We start from the raw sequence: 18,703 nt of genomic DNA, 5'->3' as shown, positions 1-18,703 counted from the left end.
GCAGCATGTACGTCGGCGCCGTCTTCTTCCCGCTCCTCGGGGCGTGCATCTCGGGCTTCCTCGGCCGCTGGATCGGCCCGATTGCGGCGCGCTGGTCCACCGTGGTTTGCATGGCGCTCGCGGCGGCCTGCGGCGTTCCGGCGTTTTTCGACGTGGCCTTCGGGCACAACCCCGCAACGGTGCCGATCGCCGCCTGGATCGCGACCGGCGGGCTCGAGGTGTCCTGGGCGTTGCGCTACGACACGCTGAGCGCAGTGATGGTCGGGATGGTGACTTTCGTCTCCTTCCTGATCCATCTCTACAGCGTCGGCTACATGGCGCACGACCCGACGCAGCCGCGCTTCTTCGCCTACCTCTCGCTGTTCACCTTCATGATGCTGATGCTGGTGACAGCGGACAACCTCGTCCAGCTCTTCTTCGGCTGGGAGGGGGTGGGCCTCGCAAGTTACCTTCTGATCGGCTACTGGTACGAGCGCGAGAGCGCGAACGCTGCCGCGATCAAGGCGTTCGTCGTCAACCGGGTGGGCGACCTGTTCTTCATGCTCGGCGTCGCGCTCACCTTCTGGACCTTCGGCAGCCTGGAGTTCACCGCGATTTTCGGCGCGGTGGACCAGCACCTCGGCGACCGTTTCCTTGGGGTGCCGGCGCTCGAGTTGATCGCGGTGTTGCTGTTCCTCGGCGCCTGCGGCAAGTCGGCGCAGATCGGCCTGCACACTTGGCTGCCGGACGCGATGGAGGGACCGACGCCGGTCTCGGCCCTGATCCACGCGGCGACCATGGTGACGGCGGGCGTGTTCCTGGTCGCGCGCATGTCGCCGCTGTTCGAGTACGCGCCGACCGCGCTCGCCATCGTCACCGTGGTCGGCGCGGCAACCGCGTTCTTCGCCGCGACCGTCGGCTGCGTGCAGAACGACATCAAGCGGGTGATCGCCTACTCCACTTGCTCGCAGCTCGGCTACATGTTCTTCGCCGCAGGGGTGGGCGCCTACCAGGCAGCCATCTTCCACCTCTTCACCCATGCGTTCTTCAAGGCGCTGCTCTTCCTCGGCGCCGGCTCGGTCATCCACGCGATGAGCGACGAGCAGGACATCCGGAAGATGGGCGGGATTTGGACCAGGGTTCCCGTGACCTATGCCGTGATGTGGGTGGGCTCGCTCGCGCTGGCGGGAATTCCGATCTTCGCGGGCTACTACTCGAAGGACGCGATCCTCGAGGCCGCGTTCGCCTCGCACTCGGCGACCGGCATGCTCGCCTTCCTGCTCGGCCTAGTTGCCGCCTTCCTCACCGCCTTCTATTCCTGGCGGCTGCTCATTCTCGTCTTCCACGGCGCGCCGCGCGCCGACGAGCATGTGATGGCGCATGTGCATGAGAGCCCGCTCGTGATGCTCGTGCCGCTGCTGCTGCTCGCCGCCGGCGCGGTGCTGACGGGATACCTCTTCGCGCCGTTCTTCATCGGGCACGCCTGGGAGGAGTTCTGGGCCGGCTCGATCCACAACGCGCCGCACAACCACATCCTGCACGACATGCACGAGGTTCCGGCGTGGGTGCCGCTGGCCCCGACCGTGGCAGGGTTCACCGGCATCGCGCTGGCTTACGTCCTCTACATGTTCGCGCCCGGCGTGCCGGAAAGGCTCGCCGCGACCTTCCGGGGCTTCTACCTGTTCCTTCTGAACAAGTGGTACTTCGACGAACTGTACGATGCGATCTTCGTCCGGCCGGCCCTGGCGATTGCGCGCATCGCTTTCCGCGTCGGCGACCAGCGCATCATTGACGGCGTGCCGAACGGCGCGGCGGCGCTCGCCGTGGACGCCGCTCGCGGCGCGGTGCGGATCCAGACCGGGCGGGTGGCCAGCTACGCCTTCACCATGATCATTGGCCTCGTCCTGTTCGTCTCGCTGCTCTACCTCGGGACCACCCGCTGATGAACGCCGCCGGCTTCCCGATCCTCTCGCTCGTCACCTTCCTGCCGCTCGCCGGTGCGCTCATCATCGCCCTGGTGCGCGGCGAGGAGCGGGTGATCGCCTCCAACGCGCGCTGGACGGCACTCTGGTCCAGCCTCATCGCCTTCGGCCTGTCGCTGATCCTCTGGTTCCGCTTCGACCGGTCCTCGGCCGAGTTGCAGTTCGTCGAGCGCCTCGATTGGCTGCCCGACTACGGCGTGGCCTATGCGATGGGCGTGGACGGTCTCTCGGTGCTGTTCGTCCTGCTCTGCACCGCGCTGACGCCGCTCTGCGTCCTTGCGTCCTGGGAGAGCATAGAACACCGGGTGCGCGAGTACATGGCGGCCTTCCTCGTGCTCGAATCGGCCATGGTCGGCTTCTTCTGCGCGACCGACCTGCTGCTTTTCTTTCTGTTCTTCGAGATGGTCCTGATCCCGATGTTCCTCATCATCGGGATCTGGGGCGGGCCGCGCCGGGTGTACGCCGCCTTCAAGTTCTTCCTCTACACGCTGGCCGGCAGCCTGCTCATGCTGCTCGCCATCATCTTCCTCTGGCACAACGCCGGCACGACCGACATCCCGACGCTGATCCAGACCGGGGTGGACCCGCGCTACCAGATCTGGCTGTTCCTCGCCTTCTTCGCCGCCTTTGCGGTGAAGGTGCCGATGTGGCCGGTGCACACCTGGCTGCCGGATGCGCATGTCGAGGCGCCGACCGCGGGCTCCGTCATCCTCGCCGGCGTGCTTCTGAAGCTCGGCGGCTACGGTTTCGTGCGCCTCTCCCTGCCGCTCTTTCCGCACGCGGCAGCGGAGCTCGCGCCGCTGATCTTCGCGCTGTCCGTCATCGCGATCGTCTACACCTCCTTCGTCGCCCTGGCGCAGGAGGACATGAAGAAGCTGATCGCCTACTCGTCCGTGGCCCACATGGGGATCGTCACGCTCGGCATCTTCACTTTCAACCACCAGGGCCTGTCCGGCGCGGTGTTCCAGATGCTGGCGCACGGCGTGGTCTCGTCCGCCCTCTTCCTCTGCGTCGGCGTGCTTTACGACCGCGTCCACTCGCGCGACATCGCGCGCTACGGCGGCGTGGCGAAGGTGATGCCGGCCTTCGCGGCGGTGTTCATGCTGTTCTCGATGGCCAACGTCGCACTGCCCGGCACCGCCAATTTCGTCGGCGAGTTCCTGGTCATCGTCTCGGCGATGCGGACGAACTTCTGGCTCGCCTTCGGGGCGGCGCTCGGCATGGTGCTCGGCGCGGCCTATACGCTCTGGCTCTACCGGCGGGTGGCGTTCGGGCGCATCACGCGCGAGGACCTCAAAGGGCTGCTCGACATGAGCCCCCGGGAGCACGCGGTCTTCGCTCCGCTGGTCCTGCTCGTGCTCTGGATGGGCGTCTACCCGCAGTCCTTCCTTTCCTTCTTCGAGACCAGCGTCGCCGCCCTCGTCCAGCAGCACGAGGCCGCGGTCGGCGCCGCGCAGCGCTTCGCGGAGACCGTCGTCCGATGATGAACTGGACGCTCGCGCTGCCGGAAGCGGCGCTCGCCTGCGCCGGCCTGGCCATTCTCGGCGCCGGCGTGCTGCCGCGACGGCACGACATGTTCTTCCCGATCTCGATGGCAGTGATCGGGGCGCTGGTGCTCGCCGGCGTGCTGGTGCTCGGGCAGGGAGACGGCGCCGCCCTGGCTGGACAGTACGTGTCCGACGCCTTCGCGCGCTTCTCCAAGGTGCTGGTGCTGATCGGCGCGGCGCTCGCGCTGACGCTCGCCCTCGACTTCAACCAGACCGACCGCGACCTCGCGCGCTTCGAGTATCCGGTCCTCATTCTTTTCGCCGCGATCGGCATGATGCTGATGGTCTCGGCGAACGACCTGATGACGCTGTATCTCGGGCTCGAGCTGCAGTCGCTCGCCGCCTACGTCCTCGCAGCCTTCAACCGGGACTCCGAACGCTCGGCGGAAGCCGGTCTGAAGTACTTCGTCCTCGGCGCGCTCGCCTCCGGCCTGCTGCTCTACGGCATGAGCCTGGTGTACGGCTTCGTCGGCACGACCAGCTTCGACCGGCTTGCGGAGGCGCTGACGGCGGAGCATGCCGCCTCGCTCGGCCTGGTCACGGCCCTCGTCTTCGTCCTCGCCGGGCTCGCCTTCAAGATTTCGGCGGTGCCGTTCCACATGTGGGCGCCGGACGTCTACGAGGGGGCGCCGACGCCGGTCACGGCCTTCTTCGCCTCGGCCCCGAAGCTTGCCGCGGTCGCGCTGCTGACGCGCGTGCTGACGCAGCCTTTCGGCGAGCTCAGCGCGCAGTGGGGGCAGGTGCTGTGGCTGGTATCGGCCGGATCCATGATCCTCGGCGCCTTCGCAGCGATCGGCCAGCGCAACATCAAGCGGCTGATGGCCTACTCCTCGATCGGCAACGTCGGCTACGCGCTGATCGGCCTGGTGGCCGCGGCCTCGGCGGATCCGGCGGTGCGCAGCGAGGGGGTGCGCGCCCTGCTGTTCTACATGGCGATCTACCTGCTGATGACGATCGGCGCCTTTGCGGTGCTTGCGGCGATGCGGCGCCGGGGCAGGCCGGTCGAGGAGATCGAGGACCTCGCGGGCCTGGCGCGCAGCGACATCGGCATGGCGGTGTGGATGCTGGTCTTCATGTTCGCCATGGCCGGCGTGCCCCCGCTCGCGGGCTTCTGGTCGAAGCTCTTCGTGTTCCGCGCGGCGATCGAGGGCGGCTATGTCTGGCTCGCGGTCATCGGCGTGCTCACCAGCGTGGTCGCGGCCTACTATTACGTGCGGATCGTGCGCGTCATGTTTTTCGATGCGCCGGGCGCGGCAGGCGCGCTCGACGCCCGGCCGGCGAGCCTCACCGTGGTGATGGCGGCGACCGGCCTGTTCACCGCCCTGTTCTCCGTCGCGCCGGGGCCGCTTCTCGCCGCGGCGCAGGCCGCGGTCGCGGCGATCGCGGGGTGACGGCGCGGCCGCCGCCGCGCTCCGCCGCGCCGGTCTGGCGGCTGCGGGTGCATGAGGAGTTGCCGAGCACCCAGGACGCGGTCCTCCGCGCCGCGGAGGCCGGGGAGCCGGAGGGGCTGGCCGTGCTCGCCCGGCGCCAGACGGCGGGGCGGGGAAGGGAGGGGCGCGGCTGGGAATCGCCTCCCGGCAACCTGCACCTCTCGGTCCTGCTGCGCCCGGGCGGGCCCGTGCGGCACGCGACGCGCTGGGCGCTGCTCGCGGCGGTGGCGCTGATCGAGGTACTGGCGCCGCATCTGCCGCCGGGGGCGCCGCCGCTCCGGCTCAAATGGCCGAACGACGTGCTGGCCGGCGAGGAGGGCGCCAAGCTCGCGGGAATCCTCGCCGAGGCGGCGACGCGGCCGGGCGGCGGCGCGGCCTGGCTCGCCCTCGGCATCGGCGCGAACCTCGCCTACGCCCCGGTCCTGCCCGACGGCCGGCCGACCTCCTCGCTCGCAGCCCTCGGCGCCGCGCCGCCACCGGCGCCGGAGGCCTGCGCAGCGGCGCTCCTCTCCGCCCTCGACCGCTGGCGGCGGATCCTGGCGCATCAGGGCTTCGCACCGGTCCGCGAGGCCTGGCTGGCACGGGGGCCACGGCTCGGCACGCCGCTCGCCGTCGGCGGGGCGGCAGGCGCCTTTGCAGGGCTCGGCGAGGATGGCAGCCTGCTGCTCGCCGGCCCCGACGGCGGCATCCGCGCGGTGCGGACGGGCGAGGTGGAGGCGGTCTGACCCATGCTTCTCGCGGTGGATGCGGGCAACACCAACATCGTCTTCGCCGTGCACGACGGCACGGAGTGGCGCGGCCGCTGGCGCGTCGCGACGCGGGCCGACCGGACCAGCGACGAATACGCGGTCTGGCTGCTGGCCCTGCTGCAGCATGCGGGGCTGCAGCCCGCCGACATAGACCGCTGCGTGATCGGCACCGTGGTGCCGGCCGCGCTCTACAACCTGCGTCGGCTCGTCCGCGAATGGTTCCATTGCGAGCCGCTGGTGGCGCGTGCCGGGCTCGATTGGGGCTTCGCCATCAAGGTGCTGAATCCGGAGGAGGTCGGCGCCGACCGGCTGCTCAACGCCCTCGCCTCGCATCACCACTACCGCGGCCCGCTGATCGTCATCGACTTCGGCACCGCCACCACCTTCGACGTGGTGGACGAGGACGGCAGCTATCTCGGCGGCGCCATCGCCCCGGGCATCAACCTCTCGATCGAGGCGCTGCACCAGGCGGCGGCCCGGCTGCCGCGGATCGGCATCGGCCGGCCGCAGGCGGCGATCGGCCGCGCCACCGTCCCGGCCATGCAGAGCGGCATCTACTGGGGCTATGTCGGGCTGATCGAGGGCCTGGTGGCGCGCATCCGGGCCGAGTTCGGCCGGCCCATGAAGGTGATCGCCACCGGCGGCCTCGCGCCCCTCTTCGCCGAGGGCACGCTGGTGATCGAGCGCACCGATCCCGACATCACGCTCGAAGGGCTGCGGCTGTTGGCGGAACGCAACCCTATCCCCATGTTGCCAAGAACCGCCCAGCGCGATCACGCGTAACACCATTCCGCAATGGACGCTTCCACGACCGGTTCCCCCCCCGGCGATCTGGCCTTCATCCCCCTCGGCGGCACGGGCGAGATCGGCCTCAACCTCAACGTTTATCGCTGCGACGGAAAGCTTCTCGCGGTGGATTGCGGCATCGGCTTCGGCGGTCCGGAGAACCCGGAGGCCGAGGTCCTGGTGCCGGATCCCGCCTGGCTCGCCGAGCGGCGCGACCAGCTCCTCGCCCTGATCGTCACCCATGCGCACGAGGACCATGTCGGCGCGGTGGCGCATCTCTGGCCGATGCTGCGCTGCCCGGTCTTCGCCGGCCCCTTCGTCTCGGCGGTGCTGCGCCGCAAGCTCGTCGAGGTCGGGCTGCTCGGCCAGGTCCCGCTCACCACCGTCCCGCTCTCCGGCAGCCTTGCGCTGCCGCCCTTCGAGCTCGAGTTCCTCCGCGTCGCCCACTCGATCCCGGAGGCGCAGGCGCTCGCCCTGCACACGCCCTACGGCACGGTGCTCCACACCGGGGACTGGAAGCTCGACCCCGACCCGCTGATCGGCCCTCCGACCGACGAGGCCGCCTTCGCCCGGCTCGGCGCGCGTGGCGTGCTCGCCATGGTCTGCGATTCGACCAACGCCATGGTCGAGGGCCATTCCGGCAGCGAAGCGGAGGTGCGGCGCAACCTCGCGGCCATCATCCGCAGCCTCAAGGGACGGGTCGCCGTCACCTGCTTCGCCACCAACATCGCCCGGATCGAGAGCGTGGCGCGGGCGGCGCAGGCTGCGGGGCGCCAGGTCGCCCTGTTCGGCCGCTCGCTGCGCAACGCCGAGGCGGCGGCGCGGGAATGCGGCTACCTGAGCGACGTCCCGCCCTTCGTGCCGGAGGAGGAAGCGGGCTACCTGCCCGACGATTCGCTGCTGCTCCTGTGCACGGGCAGCCAGGGCGAGCCGCGCTCGGCCCTCGCCAGGATCGCGGCCGACAGCCACCCGCACATCGCCCTGGGGGAGGGGGACACGGTGATCTTCTCCTCCCGCATCATTCCGGGAAACGAGCGGGCGATCCTGCGCCTGCAGGACGACCTCGCGCGCCGCGGCTGCCGGGTGATGACGGCGGAGGACCACATGGTCCACGTCTCCGGCCACCCGGCGCGGGACGAGCTGAAGCGGCTCTACGCGCTGGTGAAGCCGCGCTATGCCGTGCCGGTGCACGGCGAATGGCGCCACCTCTCCGAGCACGCGGCGCTGGCGCGGGAATGCGGGGCGACGCCGATCCTGGTGGAGGACGGGGACGTGCTGCGCCTTGCCCCCGGCCGCCCGGAGGTGGTGGACGGCGTGCCCACCGGCCGCCTGGCACTCGACGGCGACCGGCTGCTGCCGCTCTCGGGCGGCGTGCTCGCGGCGCGCAAGCGGATGCTGTTCCACGGCGTGGTCATGGCCTCGCTCGCGGTGGACGGAGCCGGGCGGGTGGTCGGCCGCCCCGTCGTCTCCGCGCCCGGCCTGTTCGACCCGGGCGACGAGGAGCCGGCCCAGATCGCGGCGGATCTGGCGCGCGCCGTGGGCGACCTGCCCGGCCCGCTCAAGCGCGAGGACGACGCGCTGCGCGAGGCCGCGCGGAGCGCGCTGCGCAAGGCGGTCGGACGCCGCCTGCGGAAGCGCCCGACCGTCGAGGTGCACCTGCTGCGGGTTTGACCGCGCCCCTCGGCGGAGGAGGGCTTCATGACCTGGTTCACCGGGATCGTCGTCTATCTGCTGATCTGGTGGACTGCGCTGTTCGCCGTGCTGCCGGTCGGCACCCAGCCGGACCCGGAGGGCGATCCCGCGGCGGGGGGCTGGCGCGGGGCCCCGCGCCAGCCGCGACTTGGCCGCAAGCTGCTGGCCACGACGCTGGTGTCGGCGCTGATCTGGCTGGCGGTCTATGCGCTGGTCGAAAGCGACTGGCTCAGCTTCCGCAGCGGCTGGCTGGCTCTGCCGGACAATTAGGCAGATGCCGGCGCTTTGGGCGATACTCGCCTCATCCCTTGGCAAACCATGTCCCGCGGCTCAATTTTCCGGCTTGGGACAGCAGTCAAGCCGGTTGAACCGCATTCCTGGAACGCGCCATGATCTCCGACGGGAAGGGCATTCGCCCTTCCTGCCGTGTGACTGGCGTTTCCTCCCTAAACTCGGGCCGCTTCCCTCCTGGGAAGTGGCCCAATTTTTCTTAACGGGCACGATGGCCCAGGCCAAGCGGTATTTTCGCGGAAGGGGCGGAAATTTTGCAAGGAATTGCGCCAGGCCGCCGGTCCGGGGAACACAATTGCTGCGGTGCAGCGTAGTCGGGAGGCGAACGGGCCGCCCGGTCTCCCGGTGGCGCCGGCACCGGGGAGGCGGCGGTCTAGCCCTGCCGCGCCGCAGCCCTTACTTTCGCGCGCCTTCCCGCTCCGAGGATCCTGCCGCCGTGCGCCTGTCCCGCGCCTTCCTGCCCACGCTGAAAGAGACCCCCGCCGAGGCGCAGATCGCCTCGCACCGCCTGATGCTGCGCGCCGGGATGATCCGCCAGACCAGCGCCGGCATCTACGCCTGGCTGCCGCTCGGCCTGCGCGTGCTGCGCCGCATCGAGCAGATCGTGCGCGAGGAGCAGGACCGCGCCGGGGCGCAGGAGATGCTGATGCCCACCATCCAGCCGGCCGAGCTGTGGCGCGAGAGCGGGCGCTACGACGACTACGGCAAGGAGATGCTGCGCATCCGCGACCGCCACGACCGCGAGATGCTCTACGGCCCCACCAACGAGGAGATGGTGACCGACATCTTCAAGGCCTACGCCAGGAGCTACCGCGACCTGCCGCGCATCCTCTACCACATCCAGTGGAAGTTCCGCGACGAGGTCAGGCCGCGCTTCGGGGTGATGCGCGGCCGCGAGTTCCTGATGAAGGACGCCTACTCCTTCGACCTCGACCGCGAGGGGGCGATCCGCAGCTACCGGGCGATGATGCTCGCCTACATGCGCACCTTCCAGCGCATGGGCCTCAAGGCGGTGCCGATGGCGGCCGAGACCGGCCCGATCGGCGGTGACCTCAGCCACGAGTTCATCATCCTCGCCGAGACCGGGGAGAGCGCGGTGTTCTACGACGCCGGCTTCGAGACGCTCGACTGGGAGCACACGGACTACGACTACGAGGACCCGCAGGACCTCGCCCGCTTCGCCGGGCTGCTCACCTCGATGTACGCGGCGACCGACGAGAAGCACGATCCGGCGGCGTGGGAGAAGGTGCCGCCGGAGCGCCGGCGCGAGGGCAGGGGCATCGAGGTCGGCCACATCTTCTACTTCGGCACCAAGTACAGCGCCGCCATGGGCTTTACCGTCGCCGGGCCGGACGGGCGGCCGGTCACGCCGGAGATGGGCAGCTACGGCATCGGCGTCTCGCGCCTGGTCGGCGCCATCATCGAGGCCAACCACGACGAGGCCGGGATCAAGTGGCCCGATCCGGTCGCGCCCTGGCCGGCGGCGATCCTGAACCTCAAGCCCGGCGAGGCCGCCTGCGACGCGCTGTGCGAGCGGCTCTACGCCGCGCTCGGCGGCGAGGTCGTGTATGACGACCGCGACGAGCGTGCCGGGGTGAAGTTCGCCGACGCCGACCTGATGGGCTTCCCCTGGCAGGCGATCGTCGGCCCGCGCGGCGCGGCCAGGGGCCGCGTCGAGCTGAAGCGGCGGGCGACCGGCGAGCGGCAGGAGGTCTCGCTCGAGGACGCCGTCGCCAAGATCCGCGGCTAGGATGCGCGCAAGCCGGCCGCCGGCGCCACGGCCCGCCGGGATGTTCGGCCCGTTCGAGCGCAGCGTCGCCGCGCGCTACCTGCGCGCGCGCTCGGGCGAGCGCTTCGTCTCGTTCAACGCCTGGTTCAGCCTGATCGGCATCGCGCTCGGCGTCGCCACGCTCATCATCGTGATGAGCGTGATGAACGGCTTCCGCCAGGAGCTGCTCGGCCGCATCCTCGGCCTCAACGGCCATATCGGCGTCTTCGCCGCCGAGGGGCCGGCGCGCGGTTTCGACGCGATGGCCGAGCGCATCCGCGGCATCCCCGGCGTCGCCGCCGCCACGCCGATCGTCGAGGGCCAGGCGCTGATCACCTCCGACTACGGCGGGGCCTCCGGCGGCCTTGCCCGCGGCATCCGTCCCGAGGACCTGCGCGCGAAGCGCATCATCGCCGACAACATCCGCGCCGGCGACCTGCGCGACTTCGAGGGCGAGGACGCGATCGTCATCGGCACCGGCCTCGCGAGCCGCATGCGCGTGGCGGTCGGCGACCGCATCACCTTGGTCTCGCCCCAGGGGCGAACCACGGTGATGGGCACCGTCCCGCGCATCCGCTCCTACCAGGTCGTCGCGCTGTTCAGCACGGGGATGCACGAGTACGATTCGAGCTTCGTCTATCTCCCGCTCGAGGCCGCGCAGGTCTTCTTCCAGGTCCAGGGCGCGGCGACCCAGATCGAGGTCTTCGTCGAGAACCCGGACCGCGTGCGCGAGGTGCAGCGCGCCATCCAGCGCGCCTTCGCCAACGGGCCGCGGGTGCGCGTCGTCTCCTGGGAGGAGGCGAACAATGCCTTCTTCCAGGCGGTGCAGGTCGAGCGGAACGTGATGTTCCTCATCCTCTCGCTCATCATCCTGGTCGCCGCGTTCAACATCGTCACCACCCAGGTGATGCTGGTGAAGGACAAGCGGAAGGACATCGCCGTGCTGCGCACCGTGGGCGCCACGCAGGGCGCGGTGATGCGCATCTTCCTCATGACCGGCGCGGCGATCGGGGTGATCGGGACGGCGGCCGGGCTCCTGGTCGGGCTGGTGTTCTGCGCCTACATCGAGAACATCCGCCAGTTCCTGCAGTGGATCCTCGGCACCGTGATCTTCGACCCGACGGTCTATTTCCTCGCCCGCCTGCCCGCGATCACCGACCCGGGCGAGGTGGCCGAGGTCGTCGCCATGAGCCTCGCCCTGAGCCTGCTCGCCTCGGTCTATCCGGCCTGGCGGGCGGCGCGGCTCGACCCGGTGGAGGCGCTGCGCAGTGAGTGACGCCGCGCCGCCGCTCCGCCTCGCGGCGGTGGAGCGCCGCTACCGCACCGAGGCAGGCGAGCTGCCGGTGCTCACCGGCGCCGACCTGACGCTGCAGGCGGGCGAGATCGTCGCCCTCGTCGCCCCCTCCGGCGCCGGCAAGTCCACGCTGCTGCACCTCGCCGGCCTGCTCGAGAAGCCGGACGGCGGCGAGGTCTTCGTCGAGGGCCGGGCGGCCGGGCGCTTGCCCGACGACGCGCGCACCGCGATCCGGCGTTCCACCATCGGCTTCGTCTACCAGTTCCACCACCTGCTGCCGGAGTTCACGGCCGAGGAGAACGTCGTCCTCCCGCAGCTCGCCGCCGGCACGCCGCGCGCCGCCGCCCGGGAACGCGCGCGCGCCCTGCTCGCCGCCTTCGGCCTGCAGGGGCGCGAGCACCACCGGCCCGGCCGGCTCTCCGGCGGCGAGCAGCAGCGCGTCGCGATCGCCCGCGCGCTGGCCAACGCCCCGCGCGTCCTGCTCGCCGACGAGCCGACCGGCAATCTCGATGTCGCCACCTCCGACCGCGTGTTCTCCGAGCTGCTCGATGCGGTGCGCAACCGGAGAGTCGCGGCGCTGGTCGCGACGCACAACCCGGAGCTCGCGCGCCGGATGGACCGCGTCGTGACCCTGCGCGACGGCCGGCTGGTGCCCGCCTGAGCGGCCGCTCCCGCCGGCCGGCGAGGACCGGCGGGCGGCTACCCCTTCTCCTCGGCGCGCATCTCGGCGAAGACCTTCTTCGCCACGATCAGCGCCTCGCGCACCGGGGGGACGCCGATGTAGCCGGAGAGGTGCAGCAGCGCCTCCGCCAGCTCCTGTTCGGTCCAGCCCTGGCGCCGCGCCATGCGCAGATGCAGCGCGAGCTCCGGCCAGGCGCCTGTCGCCGTGTCGGAGACGACGCAGATCAGGGCCCGGGTCTTCATGTCGAGTCCAGGTCGCGTCCAGAGCATCCCGAACACCGCCTCGGCGGTGTACTCGGCGAACCCTTCCATGAGCGGATCGTCATAGACGGCGGCATTCATCCGCTCGACGAATGCCTCGCCCAGGAGCTGGCGGCGGACCTCGCGTCCCTTCTCGTAGAGTTCGCCCTTCGCCATCGTTCGCCTCCTCCCGCCTGCGGCGGGGCCGAGCCTATCAGGGGCCGGGGGCGGGGCAAGCGGTGCCGCGCCGCCTCCGCGGGGAGGAGGCCTCCGCCTCAGGCCAGCGGCCCGCCCGCCTTCTTCCACGCGGCGAGCCCGCCGTGGAGGTGGCAGGAGGCGGTGAGGCCCGCATCCTGCGCCGTCTGCACCGCCATCGCCGACCGTTCGCCGAAGGCGCAGTAGAACACCAGGCGCTTGCCGGCGGCGGAGGCGGCCTCGTGCAGCACGCCGCCGGGCCGGATGCCCTCCTGCAGGTCCTGATAGGGCACGTGCAGCGCACCGGGTATCGCGCCGTGCCGCTCGCGCTCGCCGCGCTCGCGCAGGTCCACCAGCGCCACGCCGGGCTGGCCGAGCAGGGCCAACGCCTCCCGCGCGCCCACCGCCCAGCCGCGCCGCGCGACCTCCTCCTGGTTCAGGCCCTGGCGCATGTTCGCCGGCACCGCCACGTCCATCATCCTCGGGTTGGCGAGCTTCAGGTTGTTCATCAGGTCCGCGTACTCCTCGACGGAGCGGACCTGGAGGCGCGGGTTGTGCGCCCGCTCCTCGCCGATGGTGCTCACCGTGTCGCCCTTGTAGTCGTGGGCGGGATAGACGAGGGTCTCGTCCGGCAGCCTGAGAAGGCGGTTGAAGATCGACTCGTACTGCGCGCGCGGATCCCCGTTCTGGAAATCGGTGCGCCCGGTGCCGCGGATCAGCAGCGTGTCGCCGGTGAAGACGCGGTCGGGCAGGGTGAAGCAGTAGGAATCATCCGTGTGCCCGGGCGTGTAGATCACGCCGAGGGTGATCCCCTCGATATCCAGCGTCTCGCCGTCGCGCACGCGCATGGAGACGACGTCCACGCCGCTCCGCTCGCCCATCACGGTGATGCAGCGCGTGCGGTCGCGCAGCGCACCGAGGCCGGTGATGTGGTCGGCATGAAGATGGGTGTCCACCGCCTTGACCAGCCTGAGGCCGAGCTCCTCGATGAGCTGGAGGTAGCGGTCTACCCGCTCGAGCACCGGATCCAGGATCAGCGCCTCCCCGCCGCGGCGGCTGGCGAGCAGGTAGGTGTAGGTGCAGGAGACCGGGTCGAAGAGCTGACGGAAGATCATGCGTCTCCTCCCTCGCGCCGGCGCTCCGGCGGCGCCGTGGGGCCGAGCATAGCCGATGCCCCGCCGGCCGGCGCAGGCGATGAGGGTTGCCGGGATGTTCAACGGTCGGCAGAGTGCGGGGAGGAGGCCGCCCCGGCCCGGCCCGCGTGCCGGCGGAAGGAACCTCCGGACCGGCGTCCGCGCACAGTCTCGAACCCGCCGACCACGGCCAAGGACCGAACGTGTCTCCGCCATGACCAGCCCCGGCCCCGACTATGCCCGCCTCTTCCGCAAGGACACGCCGGAACCGGCGCCGCGCTGGACTGGCTTCCCGAGGTACAATTTCGTCGGCGGGCACAACGACCCGACGCAGGTTCCGGCCGAGGCGCTCGCCGCGGCCGCCGCCGCGGTGCTGCGGCGCGAGGGGCCGAACCTCGCCCTCTACAACCTTGGCCACGGCCCGCTCGGCCACGCGGGGCTGCGCGAGGTGGTCGCCGACAAGCTCGCGCGCCACCGCGGCATCGCCTGCACGCGCGAGGACGTGCTGATCACCTCAGGCTCGCTCCAGGGCCTCGATCTGGTCATGGACCTGCTGATCGAGCCCGGCGATACGGTCCTGATCGAGGAGCTGTCCTACAACGGCACCATCACCCGGGCGCGCAAGCGCGGCGCGAACATCGTGCCGATGCCCCTCGACGCCGACGGGATCCGCATGGACGCGCTGGAGACGATCCTCGGCGACCTGAAGGCGCGGGGGATCACGCCGAAATTCCTCTACACCATCCCCACCATCCAGAACCCCACCGGCTCGATCCTGCCGCTCGAGCGCCGGCACCGGCTGATCGCGCTCGCCCGCGCGCACGGCGTGCCGATCTTCGAGGACGAGTGCTATGCCGACCTGGTCTGGGCCGGCACCGAGGCGCCGCCGGCGCTCTACGCGCTCGACCCGGAGCAGGTGATCCACATCGGCTCCTTCTCCAAGACGCTCGCGCCGGCGCTGCGCGTCGCCTACGCGGTCGCGCCCTGGCCCGTGCTCTCCCGCCTCGTCGCGCTGAAGACCGACGCCGGCACCGGGGCGCTCGAGCAGATGCTCGTCGCCGAGTACTTCTCGCGCCACTTTGACAGCCATGTGGCGAGGCTGCGCGGCGTGCTGGAGGACAAGCTCACCACCATGCTGGAGGCGGTTGCGCGCGAGTTCGGCAGCGCCGCCGAGTGCTGGGCGCCGAAGGGCGGGATCTTCCTGTGGGTCCGCCTGCCCGACGCGGTGGACGTGACGAAGCTCGTCCAGCCGGCGGCCGAGCGGGGCATCGCCTTCAATCCCGGCCCGGAATGGGCCTGCGACCCGGCGAGCGCCCGCTCGCAGCTCCGGCTCTGCTTCGCGCTGCCGTCGAAGGAGGAGATCCGCGAGGGGATCGCGGCCTTCGCGCGGGTGTGCTTCGAGCAGACCGGCATCCCGGAGCGGAGCGGCAACGTGCGCCACCGCCGCTGAGGGGTGCCGCGGGCTCCGGCGGGGCGGGGCCGTTTCACCCTGTTCCCGGCAGCGGCCCTTGCCGTTTGTTCGCGGGGCCGATCGCCGCTTCCGTCGCGTCCGGCCGTCGGCGGCCGGCTCTAGCGCTGCTGCGCGCCCGTCTCGCGCCGGCGCAGCGCGACGACGCCCGGAGCGGCCCGGGCGGCGGCCGGTGGCGAGGGCGGCAGCGCCCCGGGCGTCGGCAGCCTGACCGTGGCATCGAACCCGCTGCGCCGGGCCAGCAGCCAGGTGGCAAGTTCCTGCGGTCGCATCGGCCGGGCGATCAGGAAGCCCTGGACGGCGTCGCAGCGCAGGGCACGCAGCCGGGCGAGCTGCAGTTCGGTCTCCACCCCTTCGGCCACCAGCTCCAGCCCGAGGCTGTGCGCCAGGGTGACCGCGGCGCGCACGATCTCCTCTGCCCGGCGGTCGAGGCCGAGGCCGCCGACGAAGCAGCGGTCGAGCTTGATCGCGTCGAGCGGCAGCCGCAGCAGCTGGTGCAGCCCGGCATAGCCGGTGCCGAAATCGTCCAGCGCGAGGCGCGCGCCGCGCCGGCGCAAGGCGGCCAGACGCTCGCGCACCTCGGGGGCGACCCGGTCGAGCAGCACCTCCTCGGTGATCTCGATTTCCAGCGCCTCCGGGGAGAGGCCGGCCTCGATGAGGGCGTGTTCGAGCCGGAGCGTGCAGTCCGGACTCGCCAGCTCGGCCGCGGAGAGGTTCACGGCCAGGCGTGGCGGCGCGACGGCGCCGGTGAAGAGGCCGGCGGCCCGCAATCGGGCGTAGGCGCGGAAGGCGATGCGGCGGACCGCCTCGCCGAGCAGGGCCGCGTGCCCGGCCCGCTCCGCCCAGGGCAGGAACTCCGCCGGCGACAGGGGGCCGAGCACGGGATGGTCCCAGCGCAGCAGGGCCTCGAAACCCGTCACTGCGCCATCCGCCAGGCGCACCTGGGGCTGGAACGCCGCATACAGGCCTTCCAGGGCGGGGGTGCCGTCCGGGAAGGCGGCCCCGCTTCCCATGGCAGGCGAAGCGCCGGCGACGGCTTCGAGGCTTTGCAGCAGGACCGCCTCGCGTTCGGCGCGCTGCCGATCGGCGACGGAGAAGACCGCCACGGTCCCGCGCGCCGAGCCCTTCGCGCGGTAGAGGGCGCTGCAGGCGGCGCCGAGCAGGGCCTCGGCCCGGCGCGCGCCGGGATCGGGCGTGTCCGGCTCGGCGGCGGGGATCGCGTCCGGCGCGACGGCAAGGCCAAGTGTGGCGCTGAGACGGAGCGACCGTCCGTCATGCGCGACGGGTTTCGCCTGCAGCGCCGCCTGCAGCCGCGCCGCCAGCGCGGCGGCGGAACCGGCGTCCGGAAGCCCCGCCGCGGCGACGGCGAATTCGTCGCCGCTGAGCCGGCCCAGCGCGTCTCCGGGGCGCAGACAGCGCCGCATCCGCTCCGCGGCCTCGCGCACCAGCGCATCGCCGGCCGCCTGCCCCTGCATCGCGTTGGCCTCGCGCAGCCGGTCGAGGTGCAGGACGATCAGTGCCACCTGGTGGCCGGTCCCGGCCCCAGCGAGCATCGCCGCGAGCCGTGCGACGAAGGCTCCGCGGTTGGGCAGGCCGGTGAGCGCGTCGGTCTGCGTCTCGTCGGACAGCCTCGCGAGCGCGCGCTCCGCGGGGCGCGCGCCGAGCCTGGCCGCGAGGAACAGCAGCAGGGCCGAGAGCAGGGCCACGAGCAGCCCGAGGACGGGCGTGGCGGTGGCGGGCGTCCCGGCCAGATCCCCCGGCCAGGACCGGGGCGGCTCCGGCGCGGCAGCGGCGATGCCCTGGTGCCGTCCCGGACGCGAAGAGGGCGGCAGCACGGCGTCGGCGCGCGGGTCGGCGACGCCCGCGGCCTCGGCCGGGGCACGCGCCGTGCCCATCCAGTAGGGCAGCCCGCCGAGCAGGCCCACGAGCAGCGCCAGCAGCACGAGTGCGGCACGACAGACGCCGTCGCAGCGGTCGTTCGGGAAGCGGGCGGTCGCGGGCTTCTGGCCGCCGCTCGGCCCATCGCCGTGATGGCGCCGGGGGAGTTGAAGGAGGGGGGATCGCATCCGCCGAGCACTTCTCACGCCCGCATGAACAAGCGGCTAACCCGGCGCCGGGCGGCCTTTGCGCCGGCTATGCGAGAGAAGAAGCGGCACGCCCCATGGCGGGGCGGCCGGTGCGGGCGGGTCGCGACGGCTGCCGGCGCCCGGTCCCGGACCGCGCGAAGGAGGCGGTTTGCGCGAACCGCGTTACGGCCTTTCTTGCGAATCGGGATGAGTCTCGATCGGGCGTGTCATGTTTTATTATATCAAGGGACTGAACGATTTTCATGGCATATGAAGTGAAGGCGTTGGCGGCCCGCGGCGCCACCCGGGAGCGTGGCGGGAGAAAGGGGGCGCCGGTATGCTGTCCCTCCTCGCGGGCAGGCCGGCCTCCGCGCCCCTGATGGATCGACGCATGGCAAACAGCGAAGAGGACTGGGAAATCCCGGCCGAACTCCAACCGGACCCCGTGGAGTGGCCGTTTCCGCTCGACCGCGCGCTCGGGGCGGTGCTCGGGCTGAAGTCGGTGGTTCCGGAGGACGCCTTCACCGCGCGCACCCTCGGCACCGAGCGTCAGGGCAGCGGCGTGCTGATCCGCCGCGACGGGCTGGTGCTCACCATCGGCTACCTGATCGCCGAGGCGGAATCGGTCTGGCTCACCACGGCGGCCGGGCGGGTCGTCCCGGGCCACGCGCTCGCCTATGACCACGAGAGCGGCTTCGGCCTGGTGCAGGCGCTCGGCCGGCTGGAGGACGTGCCGGCGCTCGAGATCGGCGAGGCAGGGCAGGCGCAGCCGGGCTCGCGGGCGGTGCTGGCCGCCGCCGGCGGCCGCGCGCGGGCGGTCGCCTGCGTCATCGCGGCGCGCCAGCCCTTTGCGGGCTACTGGGAATACGCCCTCGACGACGCCTTCTACACCGCGCCAGCCCATCCTGCCTGGGGCGGCGCGGCGCTGATCGGCGAGGACGGGAGATTGCTCGGCATCGGCTCGCTCATCCTGCAGCGGCGCGATTCGATGGGCCGCAGGCTCGACCTCAACATGGTGGTGCCGGTCAGCGGCCTGGCGCCGATCCTCGATGACCTGCTGGCCTATGGCCGCGTGAACCGGCCGGCGCGCCCCTGGCTCGGCCTCTACGCCTCGGAGGACGAGGAGGGCGTCACGGTGGTCGCGGTGGCGCCCGGGGGGCCGGCGGAGCATGCGGGGGTTCGCCCGGGCGATCGCCTGCTCGCGGTGGGCGCCACTCGGATCGAGGAGCTGGGTGCCTTCTGGAAGGCGGTGTGGGGCTGCGGCGCGGCGGGCGCGCCGGTTCCCCTGGTGATCCTCCGCGGCGGACGGCGGCGCGAGGTGGTGGTCGAGTCGGCCGACCGGCGCCGGTTCCTCAAGGCGCCGCGGCTGCACTGACGGCGCAGCCCCGCGGCCGTCCCGGCC

Annotated in this window: 15 protein-coding genes; 12 read left to right on the top strand and 3 right to left on the bottom strand. The window is 71.7% G+C overall.

Annotated elements, in window-relative coordinates; genetic code table 11:
* Positions 1 to 5: 5 nt before the first annotated feature.
* The 10 genes from nuoL (at position 6) to K1J50_RS03170 (ending at position 12,179) form a co-directional block, all read left to right on the top strand.
* Complete coding sequence (nuoL, locus tag K1J50_RS03215; RefSeq protein ID WP_220115996.1) at positions 6 to 1,922, top strand: NADH-quinone oxidoreductase subunit L; 1,917 nt, start codon at positions 6 to 8, stop codon at positions 1,920 to 1,922.
* Entirely contained in the window at positions 1,922 to 3,445 is a 1,524-nt protein-coding gene (locus K1J50_RS03210; RefSeq protein WP_220115995.1) for an NADH-quinone oxidoreductase subunit M, read from the top strand. The genes nuoL and K1J50_RS03210 overlap by 1 nt, the downstream gene beginning before the upstream one ends.
* Positions 3,445 to 4,899: an NADH-quinone oxidoreductase subunit NuoN gene (gene nuoN / locus K1J50_RS03205; RefSeq protein ID WP_220116052.1), complete on the top strand. Its 1,455-nt coding sequence runs from the start codon at positions 3,445 to 3,447 to the stop codon at positions 4,897 to 4,899. Before K1J50_RS03210 ends, nuoN begins: the two co-directional genes overlap by 1 nt.
* Positions 4,896 to 5,663, top strand: coding sequence for a biotin--[acetyl-CoA-carboxylase] ligase (locus K1J50_RS03200; RefSeq protein ID WP_220115994.1), 768 nt, complete (start codon positions 4,896 to 4,898; stop codon positions 5,661 to 5,663). Before nuoN ends, K1J50_RS03200 begins: the two co-directional genes overlap by 4 nt.
* A 3-nt stretch (positions 5,664 to 5,666) precedes the next feature.
* Complete coding sequence (locus K1J50_RS03195) at positions 5,667 to 6,470, top strand: type III pantothenate kinase (protein ID WP_220115993.1); 804 nt, start codon at positions 5,667 to 5,669, stop codon at positions 6,468 to 6,470.
* 12 nt (positions 6,471 to 6,482) lie between these two features.
* Positions 6,483 to 8,144 (top strand): ribonuclease J, encoded by a 1,662-nt coding sequence (locus K1J50_RS03190; RefSeq protein WP_220115992.1) that lies wholly within the window; start codon positions 6,483 to 6,485, stop codon positions 8,142 to 8,144.
* 27 nt (positions 8,145 to 8,171) lie between these two features.
* Positions 8,172 to 8,435 (top strand): DUF1467 family protein, encoded by a 264-nt coding sequence (locus tag K1J50_RS03185; protein WP_220115991.1) that lies wholly within the window; start codon positions 8,172 to 8,174, stop codon positions 8,433 to 8,435.
* A gap of 457 nt (positions 8,436 to 8,892) precedes the next feature.
* Positions 8,893 to 10,206, top strand: coding sequence for a proline--tRNA ligase (gene proS / locus K1J50_RS03180; RefSeq protein ID WP_220115990.1), 1,314 nt, complete (start codon positions 8,893 to 8,895; stop codon positions 10,204 to 10,206).
* 40 nt (positions 10,207 to 10,246) lie between these two features.
* Positions 10,247 to 11,500, top strand: coding sequence for a lipoprotein-releasing ABC transporter permease subunit (locus K1J50_RS03175; RefSeq protein ID WP_220115989.1), 1,254 nt, complete (start codon positions 10,247 to 10,249; stop codon positions 11,498 to 11,500).
* Positions 11,493 to 12,179: an ABC transporter ATP-binding protein gene (locus K1J50_RS03170; RefSeq protein ID WP_220115988.1), complete on the top strand. Its 687-nt coding sequence runs from the start codon at positions 11,493 to 11,495 to the stop codon at positions 12,177 to 12,179. Before K1J50_RS03175 ends, K1J50_RS03170 begins: the two co-directional genes overlap by 8 nt.
* A 38-nt stretch (positions 12,180 to 12,217) precedes the next feature.
* Here K1J50_RS03170 and K1J50_RS03165 read toward each other — a convergent pair whose 3' ends face one another.
* On the bottom strand, positions 12,218 to 12,616 hold the full coding sequence (locus K1J50_RS03165) for a carboxymuconolactone decarboxylase family protein (protein ID WP_220115987.1): 399 nt from the start codon (positions 12,614 to 12,616) through the stop codon (positions 12,218 to 12,220).
* A gap of 98 nt (positions 12,617 to 12,714) precedes the next feature.
* Entirely contained in the window at positions 12,715 to 13,749 is a 1,035-nt protein-coding gene (locus K1J50_RS03160) for an MBL fold metallo-hydrolase (protein WP_220115986.1), read from the bottom strand.
* Between the two features lie 232 nt (positions 13,750 to 13,981).
* Here K1J50_RS03160 and K1J50_RS03155 point away from each other — a divergent pair, with 232 nt between their 5' ends.
* Positions 13,982 to 15,217 carry an aminotransferase-like domain-containing protein gene (locus K1J50_RS03155; protein WP_220115985.1) on the top strand — a complete coding sequence of 412 codons (1,236 nt, stop codon included), beginning with the start codon at positions 13,982 to 13,984 and terminating at the stop codon, positions 15,215 to 15,217.
* Positions 15,218 to 15,336: 119 nt separating this feature from the next.
* Here the strand turns inward: K1J50_RS03155 and K1J50_RS03150 are convergent, their stop codons facing one another.
* Positions 15,337 to 17,301: a putative bifunctional diguanylate cyclase/phosphodiesterase gene (locus tag K1J50_RS03150; RefSeq protein ID WP_220115984.1), complete on the bottom strand. Its 1,965-nt coding sequence runs from the start codon at positions 17,299 to 17,301 to the stop codon at positions 15,337 to 15,339.
* A 391-nt stretch (positions 17,302 to 17,692) separates the two neighbouring features.
* Here K1J50_RS03150 and K1J50_RS03145 point away from each other — a divergent pair, with 391 nt between their 5' ends.
* The gene (locus tag K1J50_RS03145) at positions 17,693 to 18,676 is read left to right on the top strand and encodes a S1C family serine protease (RefSeq protein ID WP_220115983.1); all 984 of its coding nucleotides are present in this window, start codon (positions 17,693 to 17,695) and stop codon (positions 18,674 to 18,676) included.
* Positions 18,677 to 18,703: the final 27 nt, after the last annotated feature.

This window comes from Caldovatus aquaticus (genome assembly GCF_019458025.1).
GTDB classification, from domain to species: domain Bacteria; phylum Pseudomonadota; class Alphaproteobacteria; order Acetobacterales; family Acetobacteraceae; genus Caldovatus; species Caldovatus aquaticus.
This window is presented reverse-complemented; position numbering and strand designations above follow the sequence as displayed.

Excerpts from the sequence above, each read along its gene's own strand:
- K1J50_RS03145 (WP_220115983.1), top strand. The coding sequence starts at position 17,693 with ATGGCAAACAGCGAAGAGGACTGGGAAATCCCGGCCGAACTCCAACCG.
- K1J50_RS03190 (WP_220115992.1), top strand. The coding sequence starts at position 6,483 with ATGGACGCTTCCACGACCGGTTCCCCCCCCGGCGATCTGGCCTTCATC.
- K1J50_RS03165 (WP_220115987.1), bottom strand. The coding sequence starts at position 12,616 with ATGGCGAAGGGCGAACTCTACGAGAAGGGACGCGAGGTCCGCCGCCAG.
- K1J50_RS03175 (WP_220115989.1), top strand. The coding sequence starts at position 10,247 with ATGTTCGGCCCGTTCGAGCGCAGCGTCGCCGCGCGCTACCTGCGCGCG.
- nuoN (WP_220116052.1), top strand. The coding sequence starts at position 3,445 with ATGAACTGGACGCTCGCGCTGCCGGAAGCGGCGCTCGCCTGCGCCGGC.
- K1J50_RS03160 (WP_220115986.1), bottom strand. The coding sequence starts at position 13,749 with ATGATCTTCCGTCAGCTCTTCGACCCGGTCTCCTGCACCTACACCTAC.
- nuoL (WP_220115996.1), top strand. The coding sequence starts at position 6 with ATGTACGTCGGCGCCGTCTTCTTCCCGCTCCTCGGGGCGTGCATCTCG.
- K1J50_RS03195 (WP_220115993.1), top strand. The coding sequence starts at position 5,667 with ATGCTTCTCGCGGTGGATGCGGGCAACACCAACATCGTCTTCGCCGTG.
- K1J50_RS03155 (WP_220115985.1), top strand. The coding sequence starts at position 13,982 with ATGACCAGCCCCGGCCCCGACTATGCCCGCCTCTTCCGCAAGGACACG.
- K1J50_RS03185 (WP_220115991.1), top strand. The coding sequence starts at position 8,172 with ATGACCTGGTTCACCGGGATCGTCGTCTATCTGCTGATCTGGTGGACT.
- K1J50_RS03150 (WP_220115984.1), bottom strand. The coding sequence starts at position 17,301 with ATGCGATCCCCCCTCCTTCAACTCCCCCGGCGCCATCACGGCGATGGG.
- K1J50_RS03210 (WP_220115995.1), top strand. The coding sequence starts at position 1,922 with ATGAACGCCGCCGGCTTCCCGATCCTCTCGCTCGTCACCTTCCTGCCG.